This is a genomic window from Streptomyces venezuelae ATCC 10712 (genome assembly GCF_008639165.1).
In the GTDB taxonomy this organism is placed as follows: domain Bacteria; phylum Actinomycetota; class Actinomycetes; order Streptomycetales; family Streptomycetaceae; genus Streptomyces; species Streptomyces venezuelae.
On record NZ_CP029197.1, the window covers coordinates 1,063,337 to 1,087,760 of the forward strand.

The following is a 24,424-nucleotide window of genomic DNA, read 5'->3' on the forward strand; positions in this document are numbered from 1 at the left end:
CCGGGCACCGCCCCCGGCGGACGGGCGGCGGCGGCCGGTTCACGGGGTGCCGGGGGTCCCGGTGGGCGCGGCGGGGGCGGGGCACGCGACCGTGCCGGGCCGTACGGAGAGCTTGAGCTTCGGGGTGGTGAGGAGGCCCGGGATCTGGAAGTCCTGGGCGGTGCCGACGATCCGGTCGAACTTGGCGTACCGGGCCTGGATGCCGAAGCGGTGCTGGGGGCTGTCGAGCGGGTTGACGACGTACGCCCCGGTCGCGTCCTTGACGGTCTTCACGTCGGCGCCGTTGGTGTTGAGGTCGACGACGCCGTCCATGTCGAGGACTCCGGTGGCGTCGCGCAGGTCGAGGACGGTGTTCTTCGTCCTGATCTCCCAGGAGCCGGGGTCGTCGTCGCCGAGGGTGAGGAGCAGGGTGTACGTGGCTCCCGCGATCTGCTCCCGCCGGCTCAGGCAGAGGCCGTTGATCACGCCGTCGGCGAATCCCATCCGCAGCACCCGCACCGTGGTGGTGGTGCCGTCGGGCCGTACGACGGTCTGGTCGACGACGGCGGCGCCGTACTGCGTCCCGTACAGGCTGCTGGTCGTGAAGTCGACGGGCCGGTCCTGGATGTGCAGGCCGACTGCGAGTGCGCCGCTCGCCATGGCCGAGCCGAGGCCGCCGGCGGCGAGCAGCGCGGGCAGGGCGACGGCGAGCGAGCGGCGCCAGTGGGTGCGCCCCTCCGGCGGACGGGGGCGGGAGCGGAGGCCGGGGCCCGGGCCGGGTCGGGTGCTGGGTCCGGCGCTCATGGGGTGGTCACCGTGATGGTTCCCGGCAGGTGGACGGGGTTGTCGGTGGAGTCGAGGGCCGCGTGGTCGTCGACCGTGCGGATCGCGTAGATGTCACCGGTGAAGTCCTCGGCTCCGGCGGTGAGCGGGATGAGGGAGCCGAAGAAGTCGAGCAGGCCCTGCACCCCGCAGATCTTGACGAGGACGCGGACGCAGACGTGGGAGATGGTGCCCCACATGGTGGTCGTCTCGGGCTTCCCCGCCCTGTCGTAGCCGCCGAGCGACCCTTCGCCCGGCACGTCGATGGTGACGGTGTGCCCGGCCGCCCGCTGGGTCACGTTCATGTGCGAGCGGATGGTGAGCTTGGTGAACGTGTACTGGTTGGTGACGCGGGTCGTGCCGTCGGAGAGCCGGATGGTGACGTTCTTCTGGACGGTCATGGAGACGGCGACCATGCTCGCGATGGTGACGTGCAGCGGGTCCGGGGACGGCAGGAAGGGCGCGCCCAGCGGCTCGACGGCGGCGGCCGCGCCCGCCGCGCGGCTCGGCTGTCCGGACCAGACGGCGGTGCCGACGGCGAGGAGGAGGGCGGCGGTCACGGCGACGGACCGGTGCGCCCTCATCCCTCCACCACCGTCCGGCGGCGCGGGCGTTTGACGCCCCAGCCGACCGTCATGGAGCCGCCGAGGACGCCGAGTGCCATGCCGAGGAGGAATCCGCCGAGGTTGGAGACGACCAGGGAGACGACCGCGAGGACGGCGCCGATGAGCCCGAAGGTGTACCGCTGCGAGGGCAGTGCCAGCGGGATGAGCCCGCACAGGATCATCCCGCCGCCCACCAGGTAGCCGGCCACTCCCCCGAAGCCGGTGCTCACGATCAACTGCAGGGAGCTCAGGGAGAACTTGAGGACGGTCCAGCCTCCGGCGACCAGCCACACCCCGCCCCAGAACGGCCGCGTGCGGCGGAAGGCGCGGAACCACGTGTACGCGGACCTCAGCCGGCTCAGCACGTGGTGGCCGTTCCCGCGACGACCCTGATCCGCAGGTCGGGGAGGACGAGCGCACCCGCCATCTCGGCGTCGTAGGCGGTGGCGTCGAGCCCGTGGAGGGTGATCGAACTGCCGCCCTCCCCGCCCGCCGAGCCCAGCCCGAACCCGCCGGGCAGGGCGCCGGTGAGGGGTTTCCCGGCGACGGTGACCTGGTCGGCCGACTGGCCGAGCACCGCGTTCTGGAGGGTGGTCGGTCCATACGCCTGGAGTTCGGTCGCCTGGATGTAGAGGTTCGAGGCGTCGATGTCGGTGGTGAAGGTCGCGGGCGGGGTGGCCGTGACCTTCTGGCCGCCCGTCAGGAGCAGCGAGTACGGGACTCCGGCGATGCTCTGGTGGACGATGCCGCAGAGTCCGGCGAGCCCGGCACTGGCGAAACCGACGCGGGCCATGGCGGTGTGGGTGGTCGTGGTGCCGTCGGGGCGCCCGACGGGCGGGGTGTTGACGATGGCGCCGAAGCCGCTGCCCTCGACCCCGTTGGACGTCAGGGTGAACGGCTGCCCGGTGACACTGAAGTTGGCGGCGAGCGCGCCTTGGGCCAGCGCGGTGCCGAGCGCCGCGACGGCGAGCGCGGAGGGGACGAACGCGAGGGCGCCGCGCCCCCAGCGGGTGCCACGCCGGGTGCCGTCGGCCGCCTCGGCGAGCATCCGGGCGTTCCAGTCGGCGGCGGCTCGGGTGCCGCCGGTGCGCATCCGGGCGAGCGACGGGCCGATGCGGTGCGGGCCGAACGAGTGCCGTGTCATAGGGACGCGCCTCCGAGGGACGCCGGCGGTACGGGGTTTCCGGCGGCCGGCCGCGAGCGGCGGAGGCTGCGGCCGGAGCGCTTGGCGGGCTTCTCGGGGAGCCAGGCGAAGGCCATGGATCCGCCGAGGACCGAGAGCGTCATGCCGATGAACAGGCCGCCGAGGTTGGACAGGGGAAACGAGGCGACCCCGGCGATCACCGCGATGACGCCGGCGGTGTGGCGCTGGCCGGGCAGCAGCAGCATGAGCAGCGCCATCGCCATGAGCACGACGCCGCCCGCCATGCCCGCGATCCCTCCGACGCCGACCTGGAGGATCTTGCCGAGCGGTGCCATGGGCAGGAAGAAGATGACGAATCCGCCGAGCGCGGTCCAGACGGTCGCCCAGAACGGCCGGGTCCGGCGCCAGCGCCGGAAGGCCGCACGGGCGCCGGCCCGGGCGGGCGGGGAGGAAGGGCTCGGGCCGGGGTCGGCCGGGTCCGGTGGTTCGAGGCGCTCGGGCGGCGGATCGGTGGTCATGGGGGCCTCGCAGCTGGGGGTCGGGGCGGACGGTGGGCCGGGGCCCGTGCCCTTCGCAAGGGGGCACGGGCGCCGGGCCCGTGGTGCACCGGAGCCGTACGGTTCCGGGCGGCTCAGCAGCCCTTGTCGCCGTGGGCGATGCCGATGGCGAGGTCCGGCAGGGTGATCGCGCCGGAGATCGTGGCGCCGTTGGCGTCGGCGTTGAGGTTCTTGATGTCGGTACGGCCTCCGGTGGCGTCCAGACCGAACTGGCCCGGGGTGCCGTCGGTGATGCCGGCGCCCTTGATCCCGGCGCCGTCGGCGGCCGCCCCGATGACGTTCGGGGTGGTGTCGCTCGCGTGGAGGGTGGCCGTGGCCGCCTTGAGCGACTGGGCGTCCAGGACCAGCTTGTTGGCTTGGAGTCCGGCGCCGGCGACCAGTTGGTCACTGGTGAGCGGGGTGGCCGCCGCGGGCGAGGAGATGTTCAGCGACCAGGTGCCGAGGCTGCCGATCACGGGGAGGTTGACGGTCTGGACGGCGTGGACGCAGATGCCGTCGAGCCCCGCCTTGGCGATGCCGACCTCGGCGGCCCCCTTGGCGCCGCCCGCGTCGATGGTGTGCATGACGGCGCCGATGCCCTGCGGCGCGGCCACCGTCCTGGAGCTGAGGGTGAAGGGGACGCTGGTCAGCGAGAGGTTCGCGGCAAGGGCGCCCTGCACCATGGCGGTGGCCATGGCGGCGACCGCGGCCGTGGCGGGAACGGCGAGGAACGCCGATCTGCGCCAGCGGGTGACGCCTCTGGTCTCGACGCCCCGGGTCTCGACGCTTCTGGTCTCGACGTTTCCGGTCTCGACGTTTCCGGTCTCGTGCTGCATGTGATCTCCGATCCGACCGCTGGATGGCACTTTGCTGCTCGTTGTTCGAGAATTGGACACTCTTTGCAGGAGTGTCAACACTTCGGACAATCCTGGGAAGAATTCCCGCTGGACTAGGCTTGGCCGATGCCACGGTTCAGGGAGACGGTCCGGACGCTGCTGCGCGAGCGCCTGCTGGACGCCGCGTACGAGGCGGTCGCGGACCGCGGGTTCGACAAGCTGCGCATGGCGCACCTGGCCGGCGCGGTCGGCGTCAGCCGCCAGACGCTGTACTCGGAGTTCCCCTCCAAGGAGGCCGTCGGCGAGGCGCTCTTCCAGCGCGAGCTGGAGCGCTGCCTCGTCGGCATCCAGCAGGGCCTGGACGCGCACCCGGACGACCTGCGCGCGGCCGTGGAGGCGGCCGTCGGCTTCACGCTGACGCTGGCCGGCCGGAATCCGCTGATCAAGGCCATGCTGACCAGCACCGGCGAGGACGGACTCCTCTCGTACCTGACGACCAGGTCGGCCGCCGCGTTCGACCTGGCGACGGCGATGGCCGACGCGTACGTCACGGAAGCCTGGCCGACGATCGACCCGGTGGCGCGCGAGCTCGCGGTGGACGCGGCCGTCCGGCTGACCGCGAGTCACATCGTCCAGTCCACCGCCTCGCCCGAGGGATCGGCCCGGCGGATCGCGGACACCGTGGTCCGGATCGCGCTGAGCACGGGCCACGAGACGACCGCCCCGCCCGCGGGACCGCACCCGCTTCAGGACCCGGCCCCCGGCCCCGCACCGGCGCACCGGCCTTAGGGACCCGCGCCCCGCCCTAGGGACCCGGCCCCTGATACCCCTCCAGGGCGGGCCGGTTGCCGATGCCCCAGGGCGCGGAGAGCGGGAACGCCCGGGCGCCGACCCGGCCCTCGATCCGGGCGATCTCGCCCCAGCCGTACGCCCGCGAGTCGTCCGACAGGTCGGGGTTGTCGCCCAGGTAGAAGAACGAACCCTCGGGGACGGTCCGCAGCTCGGCCCGCCCCGACCGGTTCCCCTCCGGGCCGCAGCACGCTCCGGTACGGCGGGCCTGGGCCGCCCAGGTGGGCGCCACCACCCGGCGGACGGGGCCCCTCCCCCGCTCCTGGAGGAGGACCTGGAAGGGCTCCTCCGGCGTCGAGACGATCGCGACCCGGTCGCCTGGCAGTCCGATCACCCGCTTGACCAGCAGGGCGTCCTTCCCTTCGACCCGCAGGAGCACCACGTCGAAGCGGCGCGCCCGCCCCGCGGAGCCCGGCGCCACGAGCACGCGGTCCCCGGCGCGCAGGGTCGGCGCCATGCTCGTCCCGTCGACCCGTACGCCGAGGGTCGTGACGGCCACCGCCGCGACGAGACAGAGCACGACGGCGGTCCCCGCGACGGCGCCGGCCGCCCGGCGCACGGTCATCGGACGCGGTGGGGGCCCGGGGGCTCCAGGCCGCCGGACGGGTCGATTTCGGTCATGGCGGGACGGTAGGACGGGGAGCGGGCGGCGGCTGTGACCGTACCGCTCAGGGTTGTTGACCGTCCGCGCCCGTCGACGGCGACGGCGGGCGGGCCGGGCCGTCGGGCAGCGCACGGAGCCGCGCCCGCGCCTGGTAGGCCCGGGGCGTCTCACCGGTCCAGCGGCGGAACGCCCGGTGGAACGCGCTGGGTTCGGAGAACCCCAGCTGCCGCGACAAGCGCTCGATCGAGATCCGGCCGCCGGTCAGCACCGCGATGGCGTGGTCGCGCCGCACCTGGTCACGCAGCCGCTGGTACGTCGTTCCCTCGGCGGCCAGTTGACGGCGCAGCGTCTGCGGGCTGACCGAGAGCCGCTCCGCGAGTTCCTCGGGCGCCGGTACCGGCCCCGTGGGCAGCGCGCGCCCGATCAGGTGCCGCACCCTGCCGGTCACCGTGCTGCCGTAGTCGGCGCGGACGAGCACGTCGACGGGGGCGCGCCGGAGGAACGCCTTGAGCGCGACCGCGTCCCGCAGGACGGGTTCGTCGAGGTCCGCCCGGTCGAAGACGGCCGCCGTCCGTGCGGCGCCGAAGACGCAGGGCGCCCCGAACAGGAGGGCGTACTCCCGGGCGTGCGGGGGCTCGGGGTGGACGAACTCGACCCGGCGCAGGCCGATCCGGCGCCGGACGAGCCAGCCGGCGAAGCGGTGCGCGACGAGGACGGTGGACTCGGCGCCGAAGTGCAGGGGGTCGTCGTACCCGGAGACGTCGAACTCGATCCGGGCCTCGTCGAGGCCGGCGGGCCGGGTGGCGTCCGCCGCGGGCTCCACCAGCCGGAAGCGGGGTCCGGCGGGGAAGAGGGAGTAGAAGGTGCCGGCCCGCCGGAGCGCCTCGCGCAGGTCACGGCTGCCGTGCACGGCGACATGCGCCATCATCGCGAAGGTCCCGACCTTGCTGGGCGCGCCGCCGAAGCCGATGAGTTCGTCGTCGAGGGTGGCCCAGAGCATGCGGACGAGCTGTCCGAACCGCTCGGCCGGCACCCGGGCCGCCGGGCCGGGGTCCGGAGAGTCCTCGATCAGCGCCGGGGACAGTCCGGCCCGGGCGAGCAGCGGCCCGGTGGCGATCCCGCGCCGCTCGGCGCCGAACAGCGCCGCCCGTACGTGATGGGCACTCACCGACCGCACCGGCATGCGCGTCACCCCCTTCGCTGGACACTTCCCTCGCAAGATGTCCAGGTTCCGACACTCTACTAAGAACTGTAAGGAGGGGAACGCCCGATCCTGTGAACCGGACACAGCTCACCGCCGTACCGTCGGGCAGGAGCAGCTGCGGACCGGACCCACGGGACGCACGAGGGAAGAGGGGCAGCACATGAGCGGAGTGGCACGCCGGACGGTCGTCGCGGCAGCCGGCGGCACCGGGCTCGTCGCGGCACTCGCCGCCTGCGGGGGCGGCGGCACGAACGACAAGGGCGACGGCGCCACGGGGGGCTCCGACGGGGGCGCGAGCGGCGGAACGGACGAGGGCGGCCCCACGCCCGAACCGGCCACCCTCGCCAGGACCGCGGACATCCCGGTGGGCGGCGGGAAGATCCTCGCCGACAAGGGCCTGGTGATCACCCAGCCCAAGGCCGGCGAGTTCAAGGCCTTCTCCTCGAAGTGCACCCACGCGGGCTGCGCCGTGAGCAGCATCGCGGACGGGGTCATCGTCTGCCCGTGCCACCAGAGCCACTTCGACGTGTCGGACGGCAGCGTGAAGTCGGGGCCGGCGCGCTCGCCGCTGCCGCCGACGCCGATCCAGGTGGTGGGCGACGCGATCAGCCTCGGCTGATCGCACCCCCCGCGGCCCCCGGTCGCCGGGGCAGCTTCCAGCAGGCGAGCACCTCGTCGGTCGTGGTGATCGTGGCGACCAGCGCGAGGGTGTGACGGATCATCGCGGGGGTGTAGTCGGCCGGCACCCCCGCGATGGCGTCCCCGGGCACGACCACCGTGTAGCCGAGGTTCACCGCGTCGAAGACCGCGTTGGGCACGGCCACGTTGGCGGAGACGCCGGTGACGATCAGCGTCCGGCAGCCGAGGTTGCGCAGCAGCGGGTCGACGTCGGTCCCGGCGAGCGGCGACAGCCCGTGCAGCCGCCGGACGACCAGGTCCTCCGCCGCGACCTCGATCGGTTCGGCGATCCGCACCGCGGCGCTGCCGCTGTGCTGCTGCACCGGCAGCCGGGCGGCGGCCCGGAAGAGCCGGGCGTTGCTGTTGGCCCCCCGTCCGTCGGGGCGCCGTTCGGCGACGGCGTGGACGACCTGGACGTCCGCCTGGTGCGCGGCGGCCACCAGCCGGGCGACGTTCCGCAGCGCCCCCGACGCGCGGGCGACCGCGGCGAGTTCGGGCAGTGCGCTCTCCGGTCCTACGACCCCCCGCTGACACTCGACGGTGAGCAGCACGACCCCGCCGTCCGGCCGGATCCGCTCCCCGAGCCGCTCTCTCGCCCTCTGGTCCATGGTCCCTCCCCTTGCACGCGCGCGAATGGCCCCCCATGCTTTCTGACGTCTCATCAGAAATCCAGAAGGGTGCGGACGATGACCGTCGCACAGCGCCGTGGACGCCGGATCATGATGACCCCGGCGGAGCTCGACTCCTTCCTCGCCGAACAGCGCACCTGCCGGGTCGCGACCGTCTCCGCCGACGGCCGCCCGCACGTGAGCGCGCTCTGGTTCGTCTGGGACGGCTCCTCACTGTGGCTGTACTCGCTGACCCGCAGCCGCCGCTGGGCGGAACTGCGGGCCGATCCGAGGGTCGCGGTCGTCGTGGACGACGGCGAGGAGTACGGCGAACTGCGCGGCGTGGAGCTGTCGGGCCGCGTCACGTTCATCGGCGAGGCCCCGCGTACGGGCGAGCCGTGCCCCGAACTCGACGTGCCCGAACAGCTCTTCGCCGCCAAGAACTTCGGCCTCGACGCGATGCCGCACGACGGCCGGCACGCCTGGATGCGGCTGACCCCGGACGCCGTAGCGTCCTGGGACTTCCGGAAGCTGGCGGGCCTCTGACGGGCCCGATAGCCGAGCACAGAGAGCACCGAGAGCACCGGCCATCGCGGCCGTGACCCGCCGGAGCTCGGCCCGCCGGCGGCCGTCGCTCAGCTCGCCAGCGGCTCGGCCGCCGCCCGCAGCGCGCCGACGACCGCCCGTACGGAGGGGCGGCGGCCGGCGTCGGCGCGCCAGGTGGCGTAGATGTGCCGCCGCACCTGCTGGCGTACCGGCACGAAGACGACGCCGTCCGGCACGGGACGGCCCAGCCGGGGCGTGACACACACCCCGAGCCCGGCCGCGACGAGCGCCAGCTGGGTGTGGTGCTCCCCCGCCAGGTGCCCGATGCGCGGCTCGATGCCCTGTGAGCGCAGCGTGAACATCAGCCAGTCGTGGCAGAACTCGCCCTCGGGCCAGGACACCCACTCCTCGTCGGCGAAGTCCACCAGGTCCACGGTCTCGCTCCCGGCCAGCGGATGACCGAGGGGCAGGGCCACGTCGGCGGTGTCGTCGAGGAGATGGGCGCGCTCCAGGCCGCCGGGCACCGGAGCCCGCTTGTTGCTCCAGTCCAGGACGAGTGCGAGGTCGGCGTCGCCGCGCAGCACCGCCCGTACCCCCCGCTCGGGCTCCAGTTCCGTCGTACGGACCCGGAGGTCGGGGTGCCCCCCGCGCAGCGACGCGAGCGCCGCCGGGAACAGCCCCCGGGCCGCCGTCGGGAAGGCCGCGACGCGCACCTCGCCCACCACCTGGCCGCGCTGGGCCTCGATGTCGGCCTGGGCCAGCTGGACCTGGGAGAGGATCCGGGCGGCGTGCTCGGCGAGCAGCTGGCCCGCGTCCGTGAGCCGCACGCCCCGGCCGTTCTTGGCGAGCAGCTGCTGCCCCACCTCGCGCTCCAGCTTGGACAGCTGCTGGGAGACGGCGGAGGTGGTGACGTGCAGCCCGTCGGCCGCGCCGCTCACCGAGCCGTGCCGGGCGACGGCGTCGAGGGTGCGCAGGCGCTCCAGATTCAACATGTAAGCAATCCTAAGGGAAGGGGTCGAGGAATTCTCGCTTGTCCTAAGACATGGGGGGCGCCCACCCTGAGCACATGAGCCCCGCAACCACTCCACGACGTCTCCTCGACTGGCGCGTCCGCTTCGGCGTACTGGCCCTGATCTGGGGCTTCAGCTTCCTGTTCATCAAGGTGGGCACGGAGGGCTTCGCGCCCTTCCAGGTCACCTTCGGCCGTCTCCTGTTCGGTACGGCGGTGCTCGCCGTCGCCCTGGTCGTGAAGCGCGACCGGTTGCCGCGCGGCGCTCGCGTCTGGGGGCATCTGACGGTCGCCGCCTTCCTCCTCAACGCGCTGCCGTTCTCGCTCTTCGCGTACGCCGAGCTCACGATCCCGTCGACGCTCGCGGGCATCTGCAACGCGACGACCCCGCTGTGGGGCATGCTGCTGTCGCTCGTGGCGCTCTCGGAGGACCGGCCGACGCGGGTGCGCGCGGCGGGCCTGGGCATCGGTTTCGTGGGGGTGCTGACGGTCCTCGGCGCGTGGCAGGGCTTCTCGGGGCTCGACATGACCGGCACGGCCCTTGCCCTCCTCGCCTCGCTCAGCTACGCGGTCGGCTGGATCTACGTCCGCCGGACGCTGAGCGGCACCGGCGCCTCGAACCTCGCCCTCGCGGGCTCCCAGCTGGGCGTCGCGACCCTCCAACTGGCCGTGGTCACGCCTCTGTTCACGACCCTCCCCGACTCGGTGGAGGTCGTGCCGCTGCTCGCGGTGATCGCCCTCGGCGCGCTGGGGACGGGGTACGCGATGCTGCTCCAGTACGGGGTGGTGGCGGAGGTCGGCCCGACGACGGCGGCGATGGTCACGTACTTCATCCCGGTGATCGCGACGGCGGCGGGGGTCGCCCTCCTGAACGAACAACTCACCTGGAACACCCCGGTGGGCGCCGCGATCGTCCTGGCCGGAGCGGCCCTCACCCAGTCCCGCCGCCCCGCCCCCGTCCCGGCCAGGGGTTCCGCCGGACCGGCACCCGCCCTCGGCCGCCCCACCGTGGCCGTGCGCTCCGCCGCACCGGAACCCGCCCTCGCCCCGCCCGTCGTGGTCGTCGGCTCCGCCGGGGCGACGGGGGTCACCCCGGCTCAAGCGGCGGGCACCACGGACGACGCCCGTTGCCCGGCCTAGGCTTCCGCCCCTGGACCCGCACCCGAAGCGCTTCGCGCACGGGGTGCGGGTCCAGCCACGCCGGGCGGAGACACCAAGGGAGCCGGTCCGTGCGCCCGCCACACCGGTCCGTGCGCCCGCCTCACCCGTAGCTCCGCGCCGCCCCCGGCGCCACCGCCCCCGCCACCGCCTCCGCCAGGCCCTCCACCTCCGCGGCGGTGAGGCCCGAGACCGTGACCCGCACCGCCGGCCCGGTGTTCATCCGGAACCGCGCCCCCGGCGCCACCGCCCACCCCGCCGCGACGAGCCGCGCCACCGCCCCGGTCTCGTCGGCCACGGGGATCCACACGTTCATGCCGCCGCGCCCGTGGGCCACCACCCCACGGCGGGCCAGGGCCCGCACGAGTCCGTCGCGCCGCTGCGAGTAGGAGCGGGCGACGACCGCCGGGTCGACCGCCCCCGTGGCCCACAGGTGCGCGACGGCCTGCTGGAGGAGGCGGCTGACCCAGCCGGGGCCGAGGCGCTGCCGCCCGAGGACCCGGTCGACGGTCTCGGGGTCGCCGGTGAAGGCGGCGATCCGCAGGTCGGGCCCGTAGGCCTTGGCGACGGACCGGATCAGGACCCAGTGGTCGGTGCCGCCGGCCAGCGGGTGCAGCGGCTGCGCGACGATGCCGTGCCCGTGGTCGTCCTCGACGAGCAGGACACCGGGGTGGGCGGCGAGGACCCGCCGGAGCGCCTCCGCCCGGGTCGCGGTCACACACGCCCCGGTCGGGTTCTGCGCCCGGTCGGTCACGATGACCGCCCGCGCCCCGTCCTTCCGGATCGCCCGCTCGACCTCCTCCGGCAGCGGCCCCTCGTCGTCGACGGCGATCGGCACGGGGCGCAGCCCGAGCGCGGGCACCAGGTCGAGGAGGCTGCCCCAGCCGGGGTCCTCGACGGCGACGGCGTCGCCGGGCCTGAGGTGGACGGCGAGGACGCGCTCGACGGCGTCGAGGGACCCCGACGTGACGCCGACGGGCCCGTCCGGCACTCCGTCCGCGTCGAACGCGGCCCGCGCGAGCCGCCCGAACTCCTCGTCGACGGGAGCCTCCCCGTACATGCCGGGCCGCTCGGCGTACCGCCGGGAGACCTCGGCGAAGGCCTCGCCGAGCGCGGGCAGCAGCGTGGGGTCGGGGCTGCCGTTGCTGACGTCCCGCACGCCCTCCGACGCCGCCACCCCGATCGAGCCGCGCGTGGTCGTGGCGGGCCGCGGGCGCACCCGGCTGCCGCGCCGCCCGTCGGTCTCGATGACCCCGCGCTCGCGCAGGGTGCGGTAGGCGGCGGCGACGGTGTTCGGGTTGACGCCGAGCACGGCCGCCAACTCCCGCATGGGTGGCAGGAGTTGGCCTGGCTCCAGGGCCCCGAGCCCCACGCCCCGCTCCACGCTCGCGGCAATGTCCGATGCGCGACGACCTTCGATCCGATACTCTCCTAGCACAAAGCCAAGTATGCACTAGTGCAATGGAGTACGCAATGAGCACCGCCGCCGACACGTACACGCCGACCGACCGGACCGTGCCCACCCGTTCCCGCAACCGCGCCTCGTACGACAAGGCGCTGGTCCACTCGATACTCGACGAGGCCTACGTCTGCCACCTCGGCTTCGTCCGGGACGGCGCGCCGGTCGTGCTCCCGACGCTCTTCGCCCGGGTCGGCGACTCCCTTTACGTGCACGGCTCGACCGGCTCGCGGCCGCTGCGCGCGGCCGGCGACGGCGTGGCCGCCCCGGGTCTGCCGGTCTGCCTCACCGTCACCCACGTCGACGGACTCGTGCTCGCCCGTTCCGCCTTCCACCACTCCCTCAACTACCGCTCGGTCGTGGTCCTCGGCACCGCCCACCAGGTCACCGACCCCGTGGAACTGCGCATCGCCCTGGACGCCCTGGTCGACCACGTGGTCCCCGGCCGCTCCGCGGACTCGCGCCCGGCCAACGCCAAGGAACTCGCCGCCACGGCCGTCATCCGGCTCGACCTCGACGAGGTCTCGGCCAAGGTCCGTACCGGCGGCCCCAACGACGACGCCGAGGACCTCGGACTCCCCCACTGGTCCGGCGTGGTCCCGGTGCGCGGCGGCTACGGCACCCCGGTCCCGGCCGACGACCTGGACCCGGCGATCGCCCTGCCCGCCTATCTGACCGCGCTCTGACGGACGCACGGACGACGGAGAGGGTAGGAGGGACGGACCCGCGATGCTGATCCACCCCTGGGACGCCGCCCACGACGAGGGCGAATGGCGCGACTGGCTCGCCCTGCACGACTTCGGGCAGCTCGCCGTCAACGGGCTGCCCGGAGAGCCGCCCTGGGTACAGCCGGCGCACTTCCGGTACGAGCCCGAGCCCGGCCCGTACGGCCAGGCCGTCACCCACCTGGCCCGCCCGAACCCGCTGTGGCGCGCCCTGGAGGCGGACCCGACGGTGCTGCTGAGCGTCGTCGACGACTACGTCTTCGTGCCGGGCACCTGGACGGCTCCCGAGGGAACCCCCGCCGCGCACGGCACCCCCACCTCGTACTACGCCGCCGTCCAGCTGCGCTGCACCGCGCACGTGGTCGACGACCCGGCGGAGAAGGCGGAGCTCCTCAACCGCCAGGTCGCCCACTTCCAGCCGGACGGCGGCACGGCGCCGGCCGTTCCCGGCGAGGCGCCGTTCGGCCGCCTGCTCAGCGGAATCCGGGTGCTGCGCCTCGAGGTGACCGAGGTGCGGGCCAAGTTCAAGTACGCGGGCAACAAACCCCCCGAGGTCCAGGACCGCGTCATGGGCCGGCTCGCGGAGCGCGACGGCCCCCGCGACCGCGCGGCCGGAGCCCACCAGCTGCGCCGCCGCCGCGCGACGGACTGACGGCGGCCGGCCGCACCGCGCCGGACCGACAGCGGCGGCCCGGCCCCGGTCGGACCGGCGGCCGGGAGCGACCGGGCCCGCCTCCCGGCCGCCGGGAAACCAGACCCGTACCTGGGAAGCCAGGCCCATGTCCGGGAAGCCAGGCCCGTACCCGGGAAGCCAGGCCCGTATCCGAGCAGGCGGTCCCATCGCGGGCGGGCGGAACTCGTATCCGAGCAGGCGGACCCGTACCCGAGCAGGGGGCCCGTACCCGAGCAGGCGGACCCGCGTCCGGAAAGACGGGCCCGAAGGAACCGCGCCCCTACACCGCGACGGCCACCCGCCGCCGCTGCGCCGCGGCCGTCCGCGCCTCGGCGAAGGCGAGGCCCGTGACGGCGGCGAGCAGCAGCAGCGTGCCGAGCACGACGGCGGCGGTGATCCGCTCCCCGAGGACCGACACGGCGATCGCGGCCGCGCTCACCGGCTCCAGGAGCATGATCACGGAGACCGTGGCGGCCCGGACGACGGCCGCCCCCGCGAAGTACAGCGCGTACGCGAGCGCGGTCGGGACGGCCGCCACGTACCCGAGCAGGAGCAGCACGGCGCCCGGCGCGTCGGTGTGCGGGACGAGCCCCTCCGCGAGCGCCGCGGGCAGCAGTCCGACCGCCCCGATCGCGAACGCCCAGGTGGTGGTGGCCAGGGCGTCCGTGGTCCCGCCGGAGCGTCCCAGCCACCGGGTGAGCAGGGTGATCGCCGCGTACCCGGCGGCCGAGACGACCGCGAGGACGACGCCCAGCGGCCTGACCTCCGCGGTCCCGCCGCCGAGGACGAGGACGCAGAGCCCGGCGAGCGCCCCGGCGACGGCGGCGACGCCGCCCCGGCCGAGCCGCTCGCCCATCGTCAGCCGGGCGCCGACCGCGATGAGGACGGGTCCCGCGCCCAGGGTGACGACGGTGCCGACGGCGAGGCCGGTGGCCTCGACGGCGGCGAAGTAGGCGCTCTGGAAGACGGTGAGGCCGATGCCCGTCCCGAGGATGCGGGCCGTCCGCCGGCCACGCGACTCCCCGACCGCACGCCGGCCGCCGGACTCCCCCGCCGAGCGGTCCCGGCGACGGCGCCGCAGGGCGAGGGCTCCGAGCAGCAGCACGAGGCCGCCGACGCAGCGCCAGAAGGACAGGGCCAGCGGGCCCATGTCGCTGATCCGGAAGATCAGTGAGGCGGCGGCGCCGGCCGTGCCCCAGGCGATCCCGGCGACGATCAGATAGAGCAGGCTCCGCCCGACGGACAGGGCGGGTTCCGAAGAGTTCGACACGTGACTTCTCCGTGGAAGACAGGAGGGAAGGGTGGTCGCTCAGCTCCGCGCGCGGGCAGCGACGAACCGCTCGGGGGCGGGGAACCGCCCGGCCGAGCCCGGTCTTCGTCGAGGAGGGTCGCTCCGCGCGCGCTAGGCGGCGGGAGGCGGAAGCACGGTCGAATGCATGATCGGCACCTTAGGGGGCGCCCCGACCGCCGGACAACTCCGATTCCCGGCCCGCCCCGCCCCCGGCCGCGGCCCCACCCACGGCCACGGCCGCCGCCACGTCCGCCGCCGAGCCCGCCACCGGCTCCGGCTGGGCGGCCTTCGGCGTCGACGACTGCGCGATGAAGGCCCCGATCAGGACCACCGCGCCGCCGATGATCTGCGGCGCGTCGAGGTGCTGCCCGAGCAGCACCCAGGCGAGCACCGTCGCGATGACCGCCTCCAGGCAGGCCACGACGCCGGCCACCTGCGGCGAGAGCCGCCGCACCGAGACGACGCCGGTGACGTACGCGAGGACGGTGGCGATCAGCACGATCCAGCCGAGCAGCAGCCACGCGGGCACGCCGTTGCCGTTCATGTCGGCGCTGCCGCCGAGGAGCGCCCAGTCCATGCCCCAGGGGCGGGCGACGACGGTGAGGACGAGCGCGCCGATGAGGAGTCCGTACGCGATGACGCCGAGCGGATCGGCCTGTTCGGCCTCGTCGGCTCCCTGGTCGGACAGGACGAAGTAGCCGACCTGGCAGCAGGCGGCGGCGAGGGCCAGGAGCAGGCCGACGAGGTCGAAGGTGAGGCCGGCCCAGACCTGGACGACGCAGGCGAGTCCGCCGACGGCCAGGACGACGCCGAGGGCGGCGGCGCGGGTGACGGGCCGGCGCTGGACGAAGCGGACCCAGCCGAGGACCAGCGCCGGGGCGAGGTACTCGATGAGGAGGGCCACGCCGACGGGGATGCGGGAGATCGAGGCGAAGTAGAAGGCCTGGACACCGGCGACGGCGAGCAGGCCGAAGCCCACGAGGAGGGCCGGTTTGCGGCGCAGGAGGTCCCGGTGGCGCCAGGCCACCGGGAGCATGACGAGTGCGGCGCCGGCGACCCGGAGCCACACGACGTGGAGCGGGTCGAGGCCCGCCTCGATGAGCGGCTTCGCCGCCACTCCTGAACCACCGAATGCGAAGGCCGAGGCCAGGGCGAGTCCCAGGCCGGCGCTTCTCCCCTGAGACGCGTGCATCGGGCCATGATGACAGGACGCGGTCAGGGGCGTAACCCCCGTTACACCTGTTGAGACGGCTCGCCCTCGCCCCACGGAACGTGTCGTTCCTCCCGGCCCGCGGTGGCGGCGGAGATCCGTGCGGCGATACGGGAGTTCAGCGCGACCGGATCGACCCCGGCGCGGCGCAGCACCTCGACGGCCCGGCTCTCGGGGTCGGCGGCGAGGACGGCCAGCAGGTCGAGGCCGCGCGCCTGGGGCTCGCCCCGCTCCGCGGCCCGGCGGAACGCCGCCTCCAGGGCGGCGGCCGCGGCGGGCGACCAGCCGGAGCTCCGGCCGTCCTGGGACGTGGCCCCGCGCGGGGCGGGGAGCAGACGCCCGGCGCCCGAGTCCTCCTCGGAGCGCTGCCAGCGGAGCCCGTAGCCGATGGACCGCTGGACGAGGTAGCCGAGGACGCGGGCGAGCTGGGGGCCGCCGTCGAAGGCAGCGCCGGCCTCGGGGTCGGACTCGACGAGCGCGTGCAGGAGGTGTGCGGTGTCGATCTGCCGGTCCCCGTCCCGGAGGGCTCTGCGGCGCGCGCCCGTCACGACGGTCATGAGGTTCGGCGTGAGGAAGGGTGCGAGCTCGGCGCGCGGGGTGGCGGGCTGCCCGAGTGGCTGCGGGGAGTACGGGACGGGATGGTGCACCCTCCCACCTCATCAGGCCGGGGCGGCCAGGACATCGCCGGGGAGAAGCATGTCCGCATCCCACCGGAGTTGGGCACGCGCGCGCGGTTCCTCCTCCTTATGGATGAGATCGCGCGCGTTGCCCACCCGGGGCGCGCGCCGCCTTGCTTTGCGCCCCCGATGCAACCACAGGCCCTCTCCCGGGCGTCGTCCGGTCGTGTTCTGGATGGTGGCCCTGCTCGCGATCGACGGGCGGCAGTACGTCTACCGGGTGTACGCGCCCCGGGAGGCGTTGCCGGCCGATCTGTTCTGGGCGGCCTTCCACTGCCACGAGGAGGACGGGGGGCCGCGCGCCTCCGACAGCTTCGACGCGGCCGAGATCTGGTGGATCGGCGACGGGGCGGGGCCGGCGGCCGCAGAACTGACGGTTCATCAGTATTGAATGTTCACGGCCGCCCGGCTACGTTCCGCGACACCGGATTCGACACCGGATTCGACACCGGATTCGACATCGGACTCGGCACCGGAACGACACCGGACCCAGTTGGCACGCGTGAAGGGGTGGTCTCATGGCCGAAGTCAGCGCGGAGGCACGGATCGAGGCACCGGCCGGAAAGGTCTGGGCCCAGCTCATGGACTTCCCCTCGTACGGCGAGTGGAACGCCACCCACACCAACTTCCCGAACGGCGGTCCGGAGTCCCTGGAGACCGGCGCGACCTTCACCGAGAACATGAAGCTGATGGGCTTCCCCGCCGAGGTCCTCTGGACGGTCGAGGAGCTGGAGTCCGAGCGCGCCCTCGCGATCAAGGGCAAGGGTCCGATGGGCGTGCTCGTCACGACCCGCTACTCCCTGGCCCCGGACGGGGACGCCACGACGGTGCGGATCGACGGGGAGTTCACGGGCGCGGCGGTCTCGCTGATGGCGGGCAAGCTGAAGGACTCGGCGACGGCGGCGCTGAACGAGTCCCTGCGCAAGCTCTCGGGTCTGGTGGCCTGACGACCCGGCTCCGGCGCACGGAAAGGGCCCCGCGGCGCGTGCCGCGGGGCCCTTTCGCAGAACCTCGGCCGGTCCGGGCATCGTGGATCAGTCCTCGTCGGCCAGGATCAGGTACAGCTTCTTGCGGGCTTCGTTGATCACGCCGACCGCCTTCTGCCGCTGCTCGGCGCTGCCGGTCTTCCAGACCTGCCCGAACGCCTCCATCAGGCCGAAGCCGGCCTGCCGGATCTCGTTCAGGGCCTCCCAGTCGACCCCGCGCCCGGCCTCCTCCCAGGGAGCGTCGGGGCCGCTCTCGGCCTCGGCCCGCCCGGTGTCGGTGAGCGTGAACAGCTTCTTGCCGCCCTCGCTCTCGCTGGTGATCAGCCCCTCGTCCTCCAGCATCTGGAGGGTGGGGTACACCGAGCCGGGGCTGGGCTTCCAGGCCCCGTCGCTCCGCTCGCCGATCTCGCGGATCATCTCGTAGCCGTGCATCGGGCGGTCCTTGAGGAGCGCCAGGATCGAGGCCCGCACGTCACCGCGCCGCGCCCGGCCCCGGCCGCCTCCGCGACCGGGGCCGCCGCCGAAGGGCCCGCCCCTGAAGGGGCCACCGCCGAAGCCGGGACCGAAGGGCCCGAAAGCCGCGCGCCGTCCCTCGAAGTCACCGCGAGGCCCGGGGCCGCAGCCTCCACGACCGGCTCCGTGTCCGTTTCCGTACTCGTGTCCATGTGAACGCATCGCAACGCTCCTTCCATCGGGATTCATTCGCTGAACTGTCGCGATGCCTCAACGATATATCGGAACTGTTCACCGAGCAAGGGGCCGACTGCACCGCCACTGCACCGCCGGCTGTCCTGTGCCATTGAAGGTCGAGCGCAGGCCGTCGATGTGCGACGACCGCTCGATTCGTGACAGCGGAGGGCGACCGTGCGGTCAGCGCAGTGCGTTGATCGCGTAGAGAGCGCCGAGGGCGGTGGCGAGAGTGCCGAGGAGGAGACGGAGGAACGCCTCGGGGAGGCGCGGCTGGAGGCGGGCGCCGAGGTAGCCGCCGACGAGGCCGCCGAGGCCGCAGGCCAGGCCGAGCAGCCAGTCCGGGGCGATGCTGCCGGGGTGGGCCAGGGCCAGCAGGGCGTAGGTGGCGGCGCCGACCAGGGACGTGGCGAAGGTGGAGGCGAGCGCGGCCGGGGCGACCTTGGCGACGGGGACGCCGCGTCCGACCAGGATCGGGCCGAGGATCGAGCCGCCGCCGATGCCGTAGATGCCGCCGACGACGCCGACCACGAGCGCCAGGCCTGTCACGGTCCGGGGGCGGGGCTCGGGGCGTCGGTTCTCCGGAGCCACCGGGCGCAGGGTCCGGGTGATGAGCCAGATGCCGAGGGGCAGCATCAGCGCGGCGACCAGGAGGCGGAAGACCTGCGGGCCGGGCAGGGCGAACACGCGGATGACCGCGCCGAGGACGACGCCGGGCAGCGTGCCCAGCACGAGGCGGCGCACGAGCGGGCCGGTGAGAGCGCCGTCGCGCCGGTAGCGCAGCAGGGCGCCGGGTCCCGCCACCACGTTGTAGAGCAGGTTGGTGGGGGTGACGGCCGGGTTGGGCACGGCGAAGACGCTGAGCTGCACGGGGAGCAGGAACACCGCCCCGGACACTCCGACCGGCGCGGTCAGCGTGGCGATCAGCATCCCGACCGCGAGGCCGGCCGCCCCCAGCTCCCACCCCACCCGATGCTCCCACCGCCGTGATCGGCCCCGTCGTCCCGCGCGACAGCGTAGACCGTCCGTTCGCGCCCCGACCTGGGACCGATGGCACGCGCTCGGACTTCGGTGGTACAAGCCCCCGACTCCGCCCTCCCCGGCGCACCGCGCACCCGAGGTGCCCCCGCCGCGAGCGGCCCCCGGTCCAGTTCTCCGCGATTGGCCTTGGTCCGCCGCGTTCCGCCCCCGGTACGGTCGGCGGCATGCGGATCCGAATCGTCGACGCCTTCACCGACCAGCCCTTCTCCGGCAACCCGGCCGGAGTCCTGCTCCTCGACTCCTTCCCGGACGACACCTGGCTCCAGAAGGTCGCCGCGGAGGTCAACCTCTCCGAGACGGCCTTCGCCCACCCGCTGCCCGCCGGCGGCGAGGCGGACTGGGCGCTGCGCTGGTTCACCCCCACGACCGAGGTCGACATGTGCGGCCACGCGACCCTGGCCACCGCGCACGTCCTGCACTCCACCGGCGCGGCGACCGGCAGCATCCGCTTCGCGGCCCGCTGCGGGATCCTCGGCGCCACCGCCGAGGCCGACGGCACGATCACGATGGACTTCCCGACCTCCTCCCTCACCCCGGTCCCCGTCCCCGCCGGCCTGGAGAAGGCGCTCGGCGCCGAGGCCGTCGCCGTTCACGACACGGCCGACCACATCGGCGACCTGGTGGTCGAGCTGCGGGACGAGACCGCGGTGCGCGGGCTCGCGCCCGACTTCGCCGCCCTGAAGGTGCTCTCCTCGCGCGGCGTCATCGCCACCGCCGCCGCCGAGCGCCCCGACAGCGGCTACGACTTCGTCTCCCGGGGCTTCTTCCCCGCCGTCGGCATCGACGAGGACCCGGTGACCGGCAGCGCCCACACCGCGCTGGCCCCCTACTGGTCGCCGCGGTTCGGCCGGGACGACCTCGTCGGCTTCCAGGGCGGCGCCCGCACCGGCGTCGTCCGCACCCGGCTGCGCGGCGACCGGACCCTCCTGAACGGCCACGCGGTCACGGTCGTCGAGGGCGAACTGCACGCCTGACCGCCCGGTCCCGGAGCGCGCGAAGGGGCGTACGGATTCTCCGTACGCCCCTTCGGCACCTCCGCGTCACACGGTGGGCAGCCAGTCCACCTTCCCGGCCAGCAGCCCGTACCCGACGAAGGCCACGATGTCGAGCAGCGCGTGCGCCACGACCAGCGGCCCCACCCGCCCCCAGCGCCGGTACAGCAGGACGAAGACCACGCCCATGACCACGTTGCCGACGAACCCGCCGATCCCCTGGTAGAGGTGGTACGAGCCGCGCAGCACCGAGCTCGCGACCAGCGCGGCCATCGGCGTCCACCCCAACTGCCCAAGCCGACGCAGCAGATAGCCGACGACGATGACCTCCTCCAGGACGGAGTTCTGGATCGCCGAGAGGATGAGGACGGGGTACTTCCACCAGACGTCGGGCAGCGACTCGGGCACCACGGTGAGGTTGAACCCCGTCGCCCGCGCCACCAGGTAGAAGGCGAGGCCCGCGCTCCCGATGCCGGCCGCGACGAGCGTCCCGCGCCCGAGGTCGGGCCAGGGCCGCGTCCGGTCGAAGCCGATGGCCCGCAGCCCGGAGCCCTCCCGCATCAGCAGATGCGCCACGAGGAGGACGGGCACGAGGGCGGTGGCGATGCCGAAGAGCTGCCAGGACAGGTCGAGCCACGGCCGCCCGGGGGCGTAGGAGCCGTTGAGCGTCGCCGCCTGCTCCTTGAGCGCCCCGGACTTGGTGAGCGAGCCGATGAAGCTGATGAGGGACGACACCGCGCTCGCCCCGAGCGAGAGCGCGAGGACGATGAGCGTCTCGGAGCGCAGGACCCGGCGCGGCAGCCCGTCGGGAGGCAGGGAAGCGTCACTCACTCGTTCCACCGACACCACACCTGTCTCCACTTCCCGGTCGCGGACGGGCTCCGCTCCGGCGGCGCCCCGACCACTTTGTCATGATCGGCCGCCGGGCCGCCCGCGCCCCGGGCGGTGTGCTCAGTCGATCCCGACCGGCCAGGTGTGCACCGGCTCCCCGGCGTGCATGAGGGTTCGGTAGCGGCGGGTCGTCGCCGCGAGCGCCGCCTCGCGGTCCAGGCCCGACGCCAGGGCCCGGTGGAAGGTGTCGGCCTGCCAGGAGGCCCCGTTCACCCGCTTCAGACAGCGCTGTTCGATCACTCCGAGGTAGAAGTCCCGGTCGGCCGGCTCGATGTGCCAGGCGTCGAGCCCGGCCGCGGCCAGCGGCAGCAGTTCGTCGAGGACGAGCCGTACGGCGGGGAGGGTCGCGACCCCGCCCGCCCGGCCGGCCCGGGGCCAGCGCAGCTCGGCCTCGATTCCGTGGCGGCAGGCGGTGTCGAAGTTGGCCTCGGCGTCCTCGAAGGACATCCGCTTCCAGACCGGTCGCGGGTCGTCGGCGAGCGAGCGGACGAGCCCGTAGTAGAAGGCCGCGTTGGCGATCACGTCGGTGACGGTCGGCCCGGCCGGCAGCACCCGGTTCTCGACGCGCAGGTGCGGGACGCCGTCCACCCAGCCGTACACGGGACGGTTCCAGCGGTAGACCGTGCCGTTGTGCAGGACGAGTTCCTGCAGGCGCGGCACCCCGCCCTCGTCGAGGACGAGGAGCGGGTCCTCGTCGTCGCAGATGGGCAGCAGGGCGGGGAAGTAGCGGAGGTTCTCCTCGAAGAGGTCGTACGCCGAGTCCACCCACCGCTCGCCGAACCAGGTGCGCGGCCGGACGCCCTGGGACTGCAGCTCGGGCGGCCGGGTGTCGGTGGCCTGCTGGAAGAGCGGCGGCCGGGACTCCCGCCACAGCTCGCGGCCGAAGACGAAGGGCGCGTTGGCGCCGAGCGCGATCTGGATGCCGGACACGGCCTGCGCCGCGTTCCACACGGCGGCGAACCGGGCGGGTGTCACCTGGAGGTGGAGCTGGACCGAGGTGCAGGCCGCCTCGGGCACGATCGACTCCGAGGTGCACAGGAGCCGTTCGACGCCGTGGATGTCGAGGGTGAAGTCTTCGCCGCGGGCGGCGAGGATCTGGTCGTTGAGGAGCGTGTAGCGGTCGGCCGCCGACAGGTTCCGGGGGACCAGGTCGTCCTGGGTGAGCGTGGGCAGGATGCCGATCATGACGACCCCGGCGTCGAGTTCCGCGGCCTTGCGGTCGGCATATCCGACGGCGGTTCCGATCTCCTCGGCGAGCCGGTCGAATACGCGCCCGCCGAGCTGGTGGGGCGCGATGTTCACTTCGAGGTTGAACAATCCGAGTTCCGTCTGGAAATCGGGGCTTGCGATCTTTTCGAGTACCGGCCCGTTCAGCATGCGGGGCAGACCGTCGGCGCCCGCGAGATTGAGTTCGATCTCCACGCCCATGAGATTGCGGGGGCGGTCGAACCTCTTCTCCGCCAGGAGCCTCGCGAGCCCCGCGAGGCACTGCTGGAGCTTTCTCCGGTACTGCTGCCGGTCGGACGGGCCGAACCCGTCGGCCGCGACCTTCTCCCCCATCGAAGCGCCCCTCCCGAGTGGGCGGCGGCCACGGCGGCCGCGCGTACGGACGATGATGCCCACCCCGCTGATCCACAACCGCCTGCGGAGGAAGGCTGTCGGAGGATAGGCTGGATGCAGTGCCCCGCCGTCACATACCAAGGGCACGGAACAATCGACATATACCAATGTCCTATTGTCCCCGGACCCGGGGTTTGAATTCAGCCGTCCACCTCGGCGAGGAATACGCAGGTGAGCGCGGCGGGCAGCCGGGATTCCGCTTCTACCACCCCTGCTTAAGGCCTGATGACGCCTTGTCAGGAATATCTGCGACGTCTAGCGGAAACACTCCGTGAACACGTGTCGTATAAACTCCGCGGACGAGGCAGAGTGTTGGCGCCCGGCCATGGCCTCATGGCCCTCCTCCGGCCCCGCCGCCCACAGCGCCGTCGTACCTGCCCACGCATCACCGTGTCTCCTGAGCGAGAGGCGACCCACCATGCTCCGACTTTCCCCGGCCCCCGCGCCGGCCCTTCGCAGTGTCCTCGCGGCCCTCGGTTCGCCGACGGCCGTCCGCGAGGCACCAACGCCCGCACTGCGGGCCGCGCAGGGACCGCTGAGCCCCGAACTCCCCCTGCCCGTGCACGTCCTCGGCGTGACCGGAACCCCGGGACAGGCGCCCCGCACCCGGCTCACCGGCTGGCGTTTCCTGATCAGGAACGGAGACCGGGCCATCGCGGCCGCGGACACCATGCTCACCCCCGACGGCTGGTCCTTCTCGCACTTCTTCGAGGGCCCGTACGTCACCGCCACCGAGCGGGCGCTGCTCCAGGCCGAGGCGCTGCCCGGCCCGTACCAACCGCGGCTGCTCTCCGTACCGGAGCTCTACATGCTCACGCTCTGGCTGCACGCCGACCCCGAGGCGGACGGCGCCACCACCGCCCCGGCCGCGGCCGATCTGATGGTGCCATTGGCCCCCGCCCCGCCGGGGATCGCCGCCCACCGGCCGTACCAGGTCGCCGACCTCCTGCCCGTGCTCAGTACGCGTCTCGCGCCGCCGCCCCTGCTGGGCTCGCCGGCGCCCGCCTGATCCACCTCACCCGCGTCGTCGCCCCGTGACCCACCCGGGTCACGGGGCGCACTGCAGTCCGACGACCGCGCCCGAACGCCGCGCCCGAACACCCCGCCCGGACGGACTAGCCCACTGGGACCACCCCGAACCACCCGAAGAGACGGTGCAGTTGACCTGAACCGCCCCTGCGGGTGATGCGTCTTCCCAGGAAAGGACGAGCTGCCGCGAAATCCCTGCGGAAGGCCGTCCATGGGGCAAGACTGGGACCGGAACCCAACCGACCGACGGGGGCGGCGATGAGCGCGAAGAGCCGCAGGACATCCACCACGACGCAGCGAAAGAACCCACCCATGTGCCAGCACCAGCCTGCCTGTCCGACCGCCGACTCCGCCGACCGGGAGGCGGCCCGACTGACGGCACACCACCCGGAGCAGGGCTGGAGCCTGCTGTGCAACGGCGTCCTGCTCTTCGAGGACACCGGTGAACTGCTGCCCGACGGGCAGATCATCGCCCCGCACCGGCCGCTGACGGCCGGGCAGGTGACGACCGCCGCCTGAGGGCGCCGGTTCGGCACCGTACGGGGCACGGGCGGAGAACGCCGAG

Annotated in this window: 29 protein-coding genes; 11 read left to right on the plus strand and 18 right to left on the minus strand. The window is 73.7% G+C overall.

What is annotated here, in order from left to right; genetic code table 11:
- Positions 1-39: 39 nt before the first annotated feature.
- The 6 genes from DEJ43_RS04555 to DEJ43_RS04580 all read right to left on the minus strand — a co-directional run bounded on the left by DEJ43_RS04555 (position 40) and on the right by DEJ43_RS04580 (position 3,922).
- Positions 40-783, minus strand: coding sequence for a DUF6230 family protein (locus DEJ43_RS04555; RefSeq protein WP_015032139.1), 744 nt, complete (start codon positions 781-783; stop codon positions 40-42).
- Positions 780-1,385 (minus strand): hypothetical protein, encoded by a 606-nt coding sequence (locus DEJ43_RS04560; protein ID WP_015032140.1) that lies wholly within the window; start codon positions 1,383-1,385, stop codon positions 780-782. The genes DEJ43_RS04555 and DEJ43_RS04560 overlap by 4 nt, the downstream gene beginning before the upstream one ends.
- A complete protein-coding gene (locus DEJ43_RS04565; protein WP_015032141.1) occupies positions 1,382-1,771 on the minus strand; it encodes a DUF6114 domain-containing protein in 390 nt (129 codons plus the stop codon). The genes DEJ43_RS04560 and DEJ43_RS04565 overlap by 4 nt, the downstream gene beginning before the upstream one ends.
- Positions 1,765-2,550: a DUF6230 family protein gene (locus tag DEJ43_RS04570; protein WP_015032142.1), complete on the minus strand. Its 786-nt coding sequence runs from the start codon at positions 2,548-2,550 to the stop codon at positions 1,765-1,767. Before DEJ43_RS04570 ends, DEJ43_RS04565 begins: the two co-directional genes overlap by 7 nt.
- Positions 2,547-3,068, minus strand: a complete 522-nt coding sequence (locus DEJ43_RS04575) for a DUF6114 domain-containing protein (RefSeq protein WP_015032143.1) — start codon at positions 3,066-3,068, stop codon at positions 2,547-2,549. Before DEJ43_RS04575 ends, DEJ43_RS04570 begins: the two co-directional genes overlap by 4 nt.
- Before the next feature lie 113 nt (positions 3,069-3,181).
- A complete protein-coding gene (locus DEJ43_RS04580; RefSeq protein ID WP_015032144.1) occupies positions 3,182-3,922 on the minus strand; it encodes a DUF6230 family protein in 741 nt (246 codons plus the stop codon).
- A gap of 126 nt (positions 3,923-4,048) precedes the next feature.
- Here DEJ43_RS04580 and DEJ43_RS04585 point away from each other — a divergent pair, with 126 nt between their 5' ends.
- Entirely contained in the window at positions 4,049-4,711 is a 663-nt protein-coding gene (locus tag DEJ43_RS04585) for a TetR/AcrR family transcriptional regulator (RefSeq protein ID WP_015032145.1), read from the plus strand.
- Between the two features lie 16 nt (positions 4,712-4,727).
- On the opposite strand, the gene lepB is transcribed toward DEJ43_RS04585, so the two are convergent.
- Both lepB and DEJ43_RS04595 read right to left on the minus strand, forming a co-directional pair.
- Complete coding sequence (gene lepB / locus DEJ43_RS04590; RefSeq protein ID WP_015032146.1) at positions 4,728-5,336, minus strand: signal peptidase I; 609 nt, start codon at positions 5,334-5,336, stop codon at positions 4,728-4,730.
- Between the two features lie 103 nt (positions 5,337-5,439).
- Positions 5,440-6,543 (minus strand): AraC family transcriptional regulator, encoded by a 1,104-nt coding sequence (locus DEJ43_RS04595; protein ID WP_233447923.1) that lies wholly within the window; start codon positions 6,541-6,543, stop codon positions 5,440-5,442.
- 196 nt (positions 6,544-6,739) lie between these two features.
- On the opposite strand from DEJ43_RS04595, the gene DEJ43_RS04600 reads away from it, so the two are divergent.
- Positions 6,740-7,198: a Rieske (2Fe-2S) protein gene (locus DEJ43_RS04600; RefSeq protein ID WP_015032148.1), complete on the plus strand. Its 459-nt coding sequence runs from the start codon at positions 6,740-6,742 to the stop codon at positions 7,196-7,198.
- Here the strand turns inward: DEJ43_RS04600 and DEJ43_RS04605 are convergent.
- Positions 7,185-7,865 carry a cysteine hydrolase family protein gene (locus DEJ43_RS04605; RefSeq protein ID WP_015032149.1) on the minus strand — a complete coding sequence of 227 codons (681 nt, stop codon included), beginning with the start codon at positions 7,863-7,865 and terminating at the stop codon, positions 7,185-7,187. The genes DEJ43_RS04600 and DEJ43_RS04605 overlap by 14 nt on opposite strands.
- A gap of 78 nt (positions 7,866-7,943) precedes the next feature.
- Between DEJ43_RS04605 and DEJ43_RS04610 the strand changes: the two genes are divergently transcribed.
- Entirely contained in the window at positions 7,944-8,411 is a 468-nt protein-coding gene (locus tag DEJ43_RS04610) for a pyridoxamine 5'-phosphate oxidase family protein (protein ID WP_015032150.1), read from the plus strand.
- An 89-nt stretch (positions 8,412-8,500) separates the two neighbouring features.
- Here DEJ43_RS04610 and DEJ43_RS04615 read toward each other — a convergent pair whose 3' ends face one another.
- The gene (locus DEJ43_RS04615; RefSeq protein ID WP_015032151.1) at positions 8,501-9,403 is read right to left on the minus strand and encodes a LysR family transcriptional regulator; all 903 of its coding nucleotides are present in this window, start codon (positions 9,401-9,403) and stop codon (positions 8,501-8,503) included.
- Between the two features lie 74 nt (positions 9,404-9,477).
- Here DEJ43_RS04615 and DEJ43_RS04620 point away from each other — a divergent pair, with 74 nt between their 5' ends.
- Positions 9,478-10,560, plus strand: a complete 1,083-nt coding sequence (locus tag DEJ43_RS04620) for a DMT family transporter (protein ID WP_411572202.1) — start codon at positions 9,478-9,480, stop codon at positions 10,558-10,560.
- A gap of 121 nt (positions 10,561-10,681) precedes the next feature.
- Here DEJ43_RS04620 and DEJ43_RS04625 read toward each other — a convergent pair whose 3' ends face one another.
- Positions 10,682-12,016, minus strand: coding sequence for an aminotransferase class I/II-fold pyridoxal phosphate-dependent enzyme (locus DEJ43_RS04625; protein WP_071891147.1), 1,335 nt, complete (start codon positions 12,014-12,016; stop codon positions 10,682-10,684).
- A 35-nt stretch (positions 12,017-12,051) separates the two neighbouring features.
- Between DEJ43_RS04625 and DEJ43_RS04630 the strand changes: the two genes are divergently transcribed.
- On the plus strand, positions 12,052-12,723 hold the full coding sequence (locus DEJ43_RS04630) for a pyridoxamine 5'-phosphate oxidase family protein (protein WP_015032154.1): 672 nt from the start codon (positions 12,052-12,054) through the stop codon (positions 12,721-12,723).
- 43 nt (positions 12,724-12,766) lie between these two features.
- On the plus strand, positions 12,767-13,414 hold the full coding sequence (locus tag DEJ43_RS04635) for an FMN-binding negative transcriptional regulator (RefSeq protein WP_015032155.1): 648 nt from the start codon (positions 12,767-12,769) through the stop codon (positions 13,412-13,414).
- A 301-nt stretch (positions 13,415-13,715) separates the two neighbouring features.
- On the opposite strand, the gene DEJ43_RS04640 is transcribed toward DEJ43_RS04635, so the two are convergent.
- The 3 genes from DEJ43_RS04640 to DEJ43_RS04650 all read right to left on the minus strand — a co-directional run bounded on the left by DEJ43_RS04640 (position 13,716) and on the right by DEJ43_RS04650 (position 16,583).
- The gene (locus DEJ43_RS04640; RefSeq protein ID WP_015032156.1) at positions 13,716-14,705 is read right to left on the minus strand and encodes a DMT family transporter; all 990 of its coding nucleotides are present in this window, start codon (positions 14,703-14,705) and stop codon (positions 13,716-13,718) included.
- A 178-nt stretch (positions 14,706-14,883) separates the two neighbouring features.
- Positions 14,884-15,918, minus strand: coding sequence for an EamA family transporter (locus tag DEJ43_RS04645; protein ID WP_015032157.1), 1,035 nt, complete (start codon positions 15,916-15,918; stop codon positions 14,884-14,886).
- Between the two features lie 41 nt (positions 15,919-15,959).
- On the minus strand, positions 15,960-16,583 hold the full coding sequence (locus tag DEJ43_RS04650) for a Clp protease N-terminal domain-containing protein (RefSeq protein WP_015032158.1): 624 nt from the start codon (positions 16,581-16,583) through the stop codon (positions 15,960-15,962).
- A 196-nt stretch (positions 16,584-16,779) separates the two neighbouring features.
- Between DEJ43_RS04650 and DEJ43_RS04655 the strand changes: the two genes are divergently transcribed.
- Positions 16,780-17,004 (plus strand): hypothetical protein, encoded by a 225-nt coding sequence (locus DEJ43_RS04655; protein ID WP_041662102.1) that lies wholly within the window; start codon positions 16,780-16,782, stop codon positions 17,002-17,004.
- 127 nt (positions 17,005-17,131) lie between these two features.
- Entirely contained in the window at positions 17,132-17,560 is a 429-nt protein-coding gene (locus tag DEJ43_RS04660) for a type II toxin-antitoxin system Rv0910 family toxin (protein WP_015032160.1), read from the plus strand.
- Positions 17,561-17,647: 87 nt separating this feature from the next.
- Here DEJ43_RS04660 and DEJ43_RS04665 read toward each other — a convergent pair whose 3' ends face one another.
- Both DEJ43_RS04665 and DEJ43_RS04670 read right to left on the minus strand, forming a co-directional pair.
- Entirely contained in the window at positions 17,648-18,274 is a 627-nt protein-coding gene (locus DEJ43_RS04665; RefSeq protein WP_015032161.1) for a PadR family transcriptional regulator, read from the minus strand.
- A 195-nt stretch (positions 18,275-18,469) separates the two neighbouring features.
- Positions 18,470-19,216, minus strand: a complete 747-nt coding sequence (locus tag DEJ43_RS04670; RefSeq protein ID WP_051026016.1) for a sulfite exporter TauE/SafE family protein — start codon at positions 19,214-19,216, stop codon at positions 18,470-18,472.
- Positions 19,217-19,491: 275 nt separating this feature from the next.
- Between DEJ43_RS04670 and DEJ43_RS04675 the strand changes: the two genes are divergently transcribed.
- The gene (locus DEJ43_RS04675) at positions 19,492-20,301 is read left to right on the plus strand and encodes a PhzF family phenazine biosynthesis protein (protein WP_015032163.1); all 810 of its coding nucleotides are present in this window, start codon (positions 19,492-19,494) and stop codon (positions 20,299-20,301) included.
- 66 nt (positions 20,302-20,367) lie between these two features.
- On the opposite strand, the gene DEJ43_RS04680 is transcribed toward DEJ43_RS04675, so the two are convergent.
- Positions 20,368-21,150, minus strand: coding sequence for a CPBP family intramembrane glutamic endopeptidase (locus DEJ43_RS04680; protein ID WP_015032164.1), 783 nt, complete (start codon positions 21,148-21,150; stop codon positions 20,368-20,370).
- Between the two features lie 120 nt (positions 21,151-21,270).
- Positions 21,271-22,770 (minus strand): glutamate-cysteine ligase family protein, encoded by a 1,500-nt coding sequence (locus DEJ43_RS04685; protein WP_015032165.1) that lies wholly within the window; start codon positions 22,768-22,770, stop codon positions 21,271-21,273.
- Positions 22,771-23,248: 478 nt separating this feature from the next.
- Between DEJ43_RS04685 and DEJ43_RS04690 the strand changes: the two genes are divergently transcribed.
- Together DEJ43_RS04690 and DEJ43_RS04695 are read left to right on the plus strand one after the other, a co-directional pair.
- Positions 23,249-23,839: a hypothetical protein gene (locus DEJ43_RS04690; protein WP_015032166.1), complete on the plus strand. Its 591-nt coding sequence runs from the start codon at positions 23,249-23,251 to the stop codon at positions 23,837-23,839.
- Positions 23,840-24,171: 332 nt separating this feature from the next.
- On the plus strand, positions 24,172-24,378 hold the full coding sequence (locus DEJ43_RS04695; protein WP_041662108.1) for a DUF5999 family protein: 207 nt from the start codon (positions 24,172-24,174) through the stop codon (positions 24,376-24,378).
- Positions 24,379-24,424: the final 46 nt, after the last annotated feature.

What these genes read in the sequence shown, in the direction of transcription:
- DEJ43_RS04555 (WP_015032139.1), bottom strand. Translation starts at nt 783, where the DNA reads ATGAGCGCCGGACCCAGCACCCGACCCGGCCCGGGCCCCGGCCTCCGC.
- DEJ43_RS04560 (WP_015032140.1), bottom strand. Translation starts at nt 1,385, where the DNA reads ATGAGGGCGCACCGGTCCGTCGCCGTGACCGCCGCCCTCCTCCTCGCC.
- DEJ43_RS04570 (WP_015032142.1), bottom strand. Translation starts at nt 2,550, where the DNA reads ATGACACGGCACTCGTTCGGCCCGCACCGCATCGGCCCGTCGCTCGCC.
- DEJ43_RS04575 (WP_015032143.1), bottom strand. Translation starts at nt 3,068, where the DNA reads ATGACCACCGATCCGCCGCCCGAGCGCCTCGAACCACCGGACCCGGCC.
- DEJ43_RS04580 (WP_015032144.1), bottom strand. Translation starts at nt 3,922, where the DNA reads ATGCAGCACGAGACCGGAAACGTCGAGACCGGAAACGTCGAGACCAGA.
- DEJ43_RS04585 (WP_015032145.1), top strand. Translation starts at nt 4,049, where the DNA reads ATGCCACGGTTCAGGGAGACGGTCCGGACGCTGCTGCGCGAGCGCCTG.
- lepB (WP_015032146.1), bottom strand. Translation starts at nt 5,336, where the DNA reads ATGACCGTGCGCCGGGCGGCCGGCGCCGTCGCGGGGACCGCCGTCGTG.
- DEJ43_RS04600 (WP_015032148.1), top strand. Translation starts at nt 6,740, where the DNA reads ATGAGCGGAGTGGCACGCCGGACGGTCGTCGCGGCAGCCGGCGGCACC.
- DEJ43_RS04605 (WP_015032149.1), bottom strand. Translation starts at nt 7,865, where the DNA reads ATGGACCAGAGGGCGAGAGAGCGGCTCGGGGAGCGGATCCGGCCGGAC.
- DEJ43_RS04610 (WP_015032150.1), top strand. Translation starts at nt 7,944, where the DNA reads ATGACCGTCGCACAGCGCCGTGGACGCCGGATCATGATGACCCCGGCG.
- DEJ43_RS04615 (WP_015032151.1), bottom strand. Translation starts at nt 9,403, where the DNA reads ATGTTGAATCTGGAGCGCCTGCGCACCCTCGACGCCGTCGCCCGGCAC.
- DEJ43_RS04620 (WP_411572202.1), top strand. Translation starts at nt 9,478, where the DNA reads ATGAGCCCCGCAACCACTCCACGACGTCTCCTCGACTGGCGCGTCCGC.
- DEJ43_RS04630 (WP_015032154.1), top strand. Translation starts at nt 12,052, where the DNA reads ATGAGCACCGCCGCCGACACGTACACGCCGACCGACCGGACCGTGCCC.
- DEJ43_RS04635 (WP_015032155.1), top strand. Translation starts at nt 12,767, where the DNA reads ATGCTGATCCACCCCTGGGACGCCGCCCACGACGAGGGCGAATGGCGC.
- DEJ43_RS04645 (WP_015032157.1), bottom strand. Translation starts at nt 15,918, where the DNA reads ATGCACGCGTCTCAGGGGAGAAGCGCCGGCCTGGGACTCGCCCTGGCC.
- DEJ43_RS04660 (WP_015032160.1), top strand. Translation starts at nt 17,132, where the DNA reads ATGGCCGAAGTCAGCGCGGAGGCACGGATCGAGGCACCGGCCGGAAAG.
- DEJ43_RS04665 (WP_015032161.1), bottom strand. Translation starts at nt 18,274, where the DNA reads ATGCGTTCACATGGACACGAGTACGGAAACGGACACGGAGCCGGTCGT.
- DEJ43_RS04670 (WP_051026016.1), bottom strand. Translation starts at nt 19,216, where the DNA reads ATGCTGATCGCCACGCTGACCGCGCCGGTCGGAGTGTCCGGGGCGGTG.
- DEJ43_RS04675 (WP_015032163.1), top strand. Translation starts at nt 19,492, where the DNA reads ATGCGGATCCGAATCGTCGACGCCTTCACCGACCAGCCCTTCTCCGGC.
- DEJ43_RS04685 (WP_015032165.1), bottom strand. Translation starts at nt 22,770, where the DNA reads ATGGGGGAGAAGGTCGCGGCCGACGGGTTCGGCCCGTCCGACCGGCAG.
- DEJ43_RS04690 (WP_015032166.1), top strand. Translation starts at nt 23,249, where the DNA reads ATGCTCCGACTTTCCCCGGCCCCCGCGCCGGCCCTTCGCAGTGTCCTC.
- DEJ43_RS04695 (WP_041662108.1), top strand. Translation starts at nt 24,172, where the DNA reads ATGTGCCAGCACCAGCCTGCCTGTCCGACCGCCGACTCCGCCGACCGG.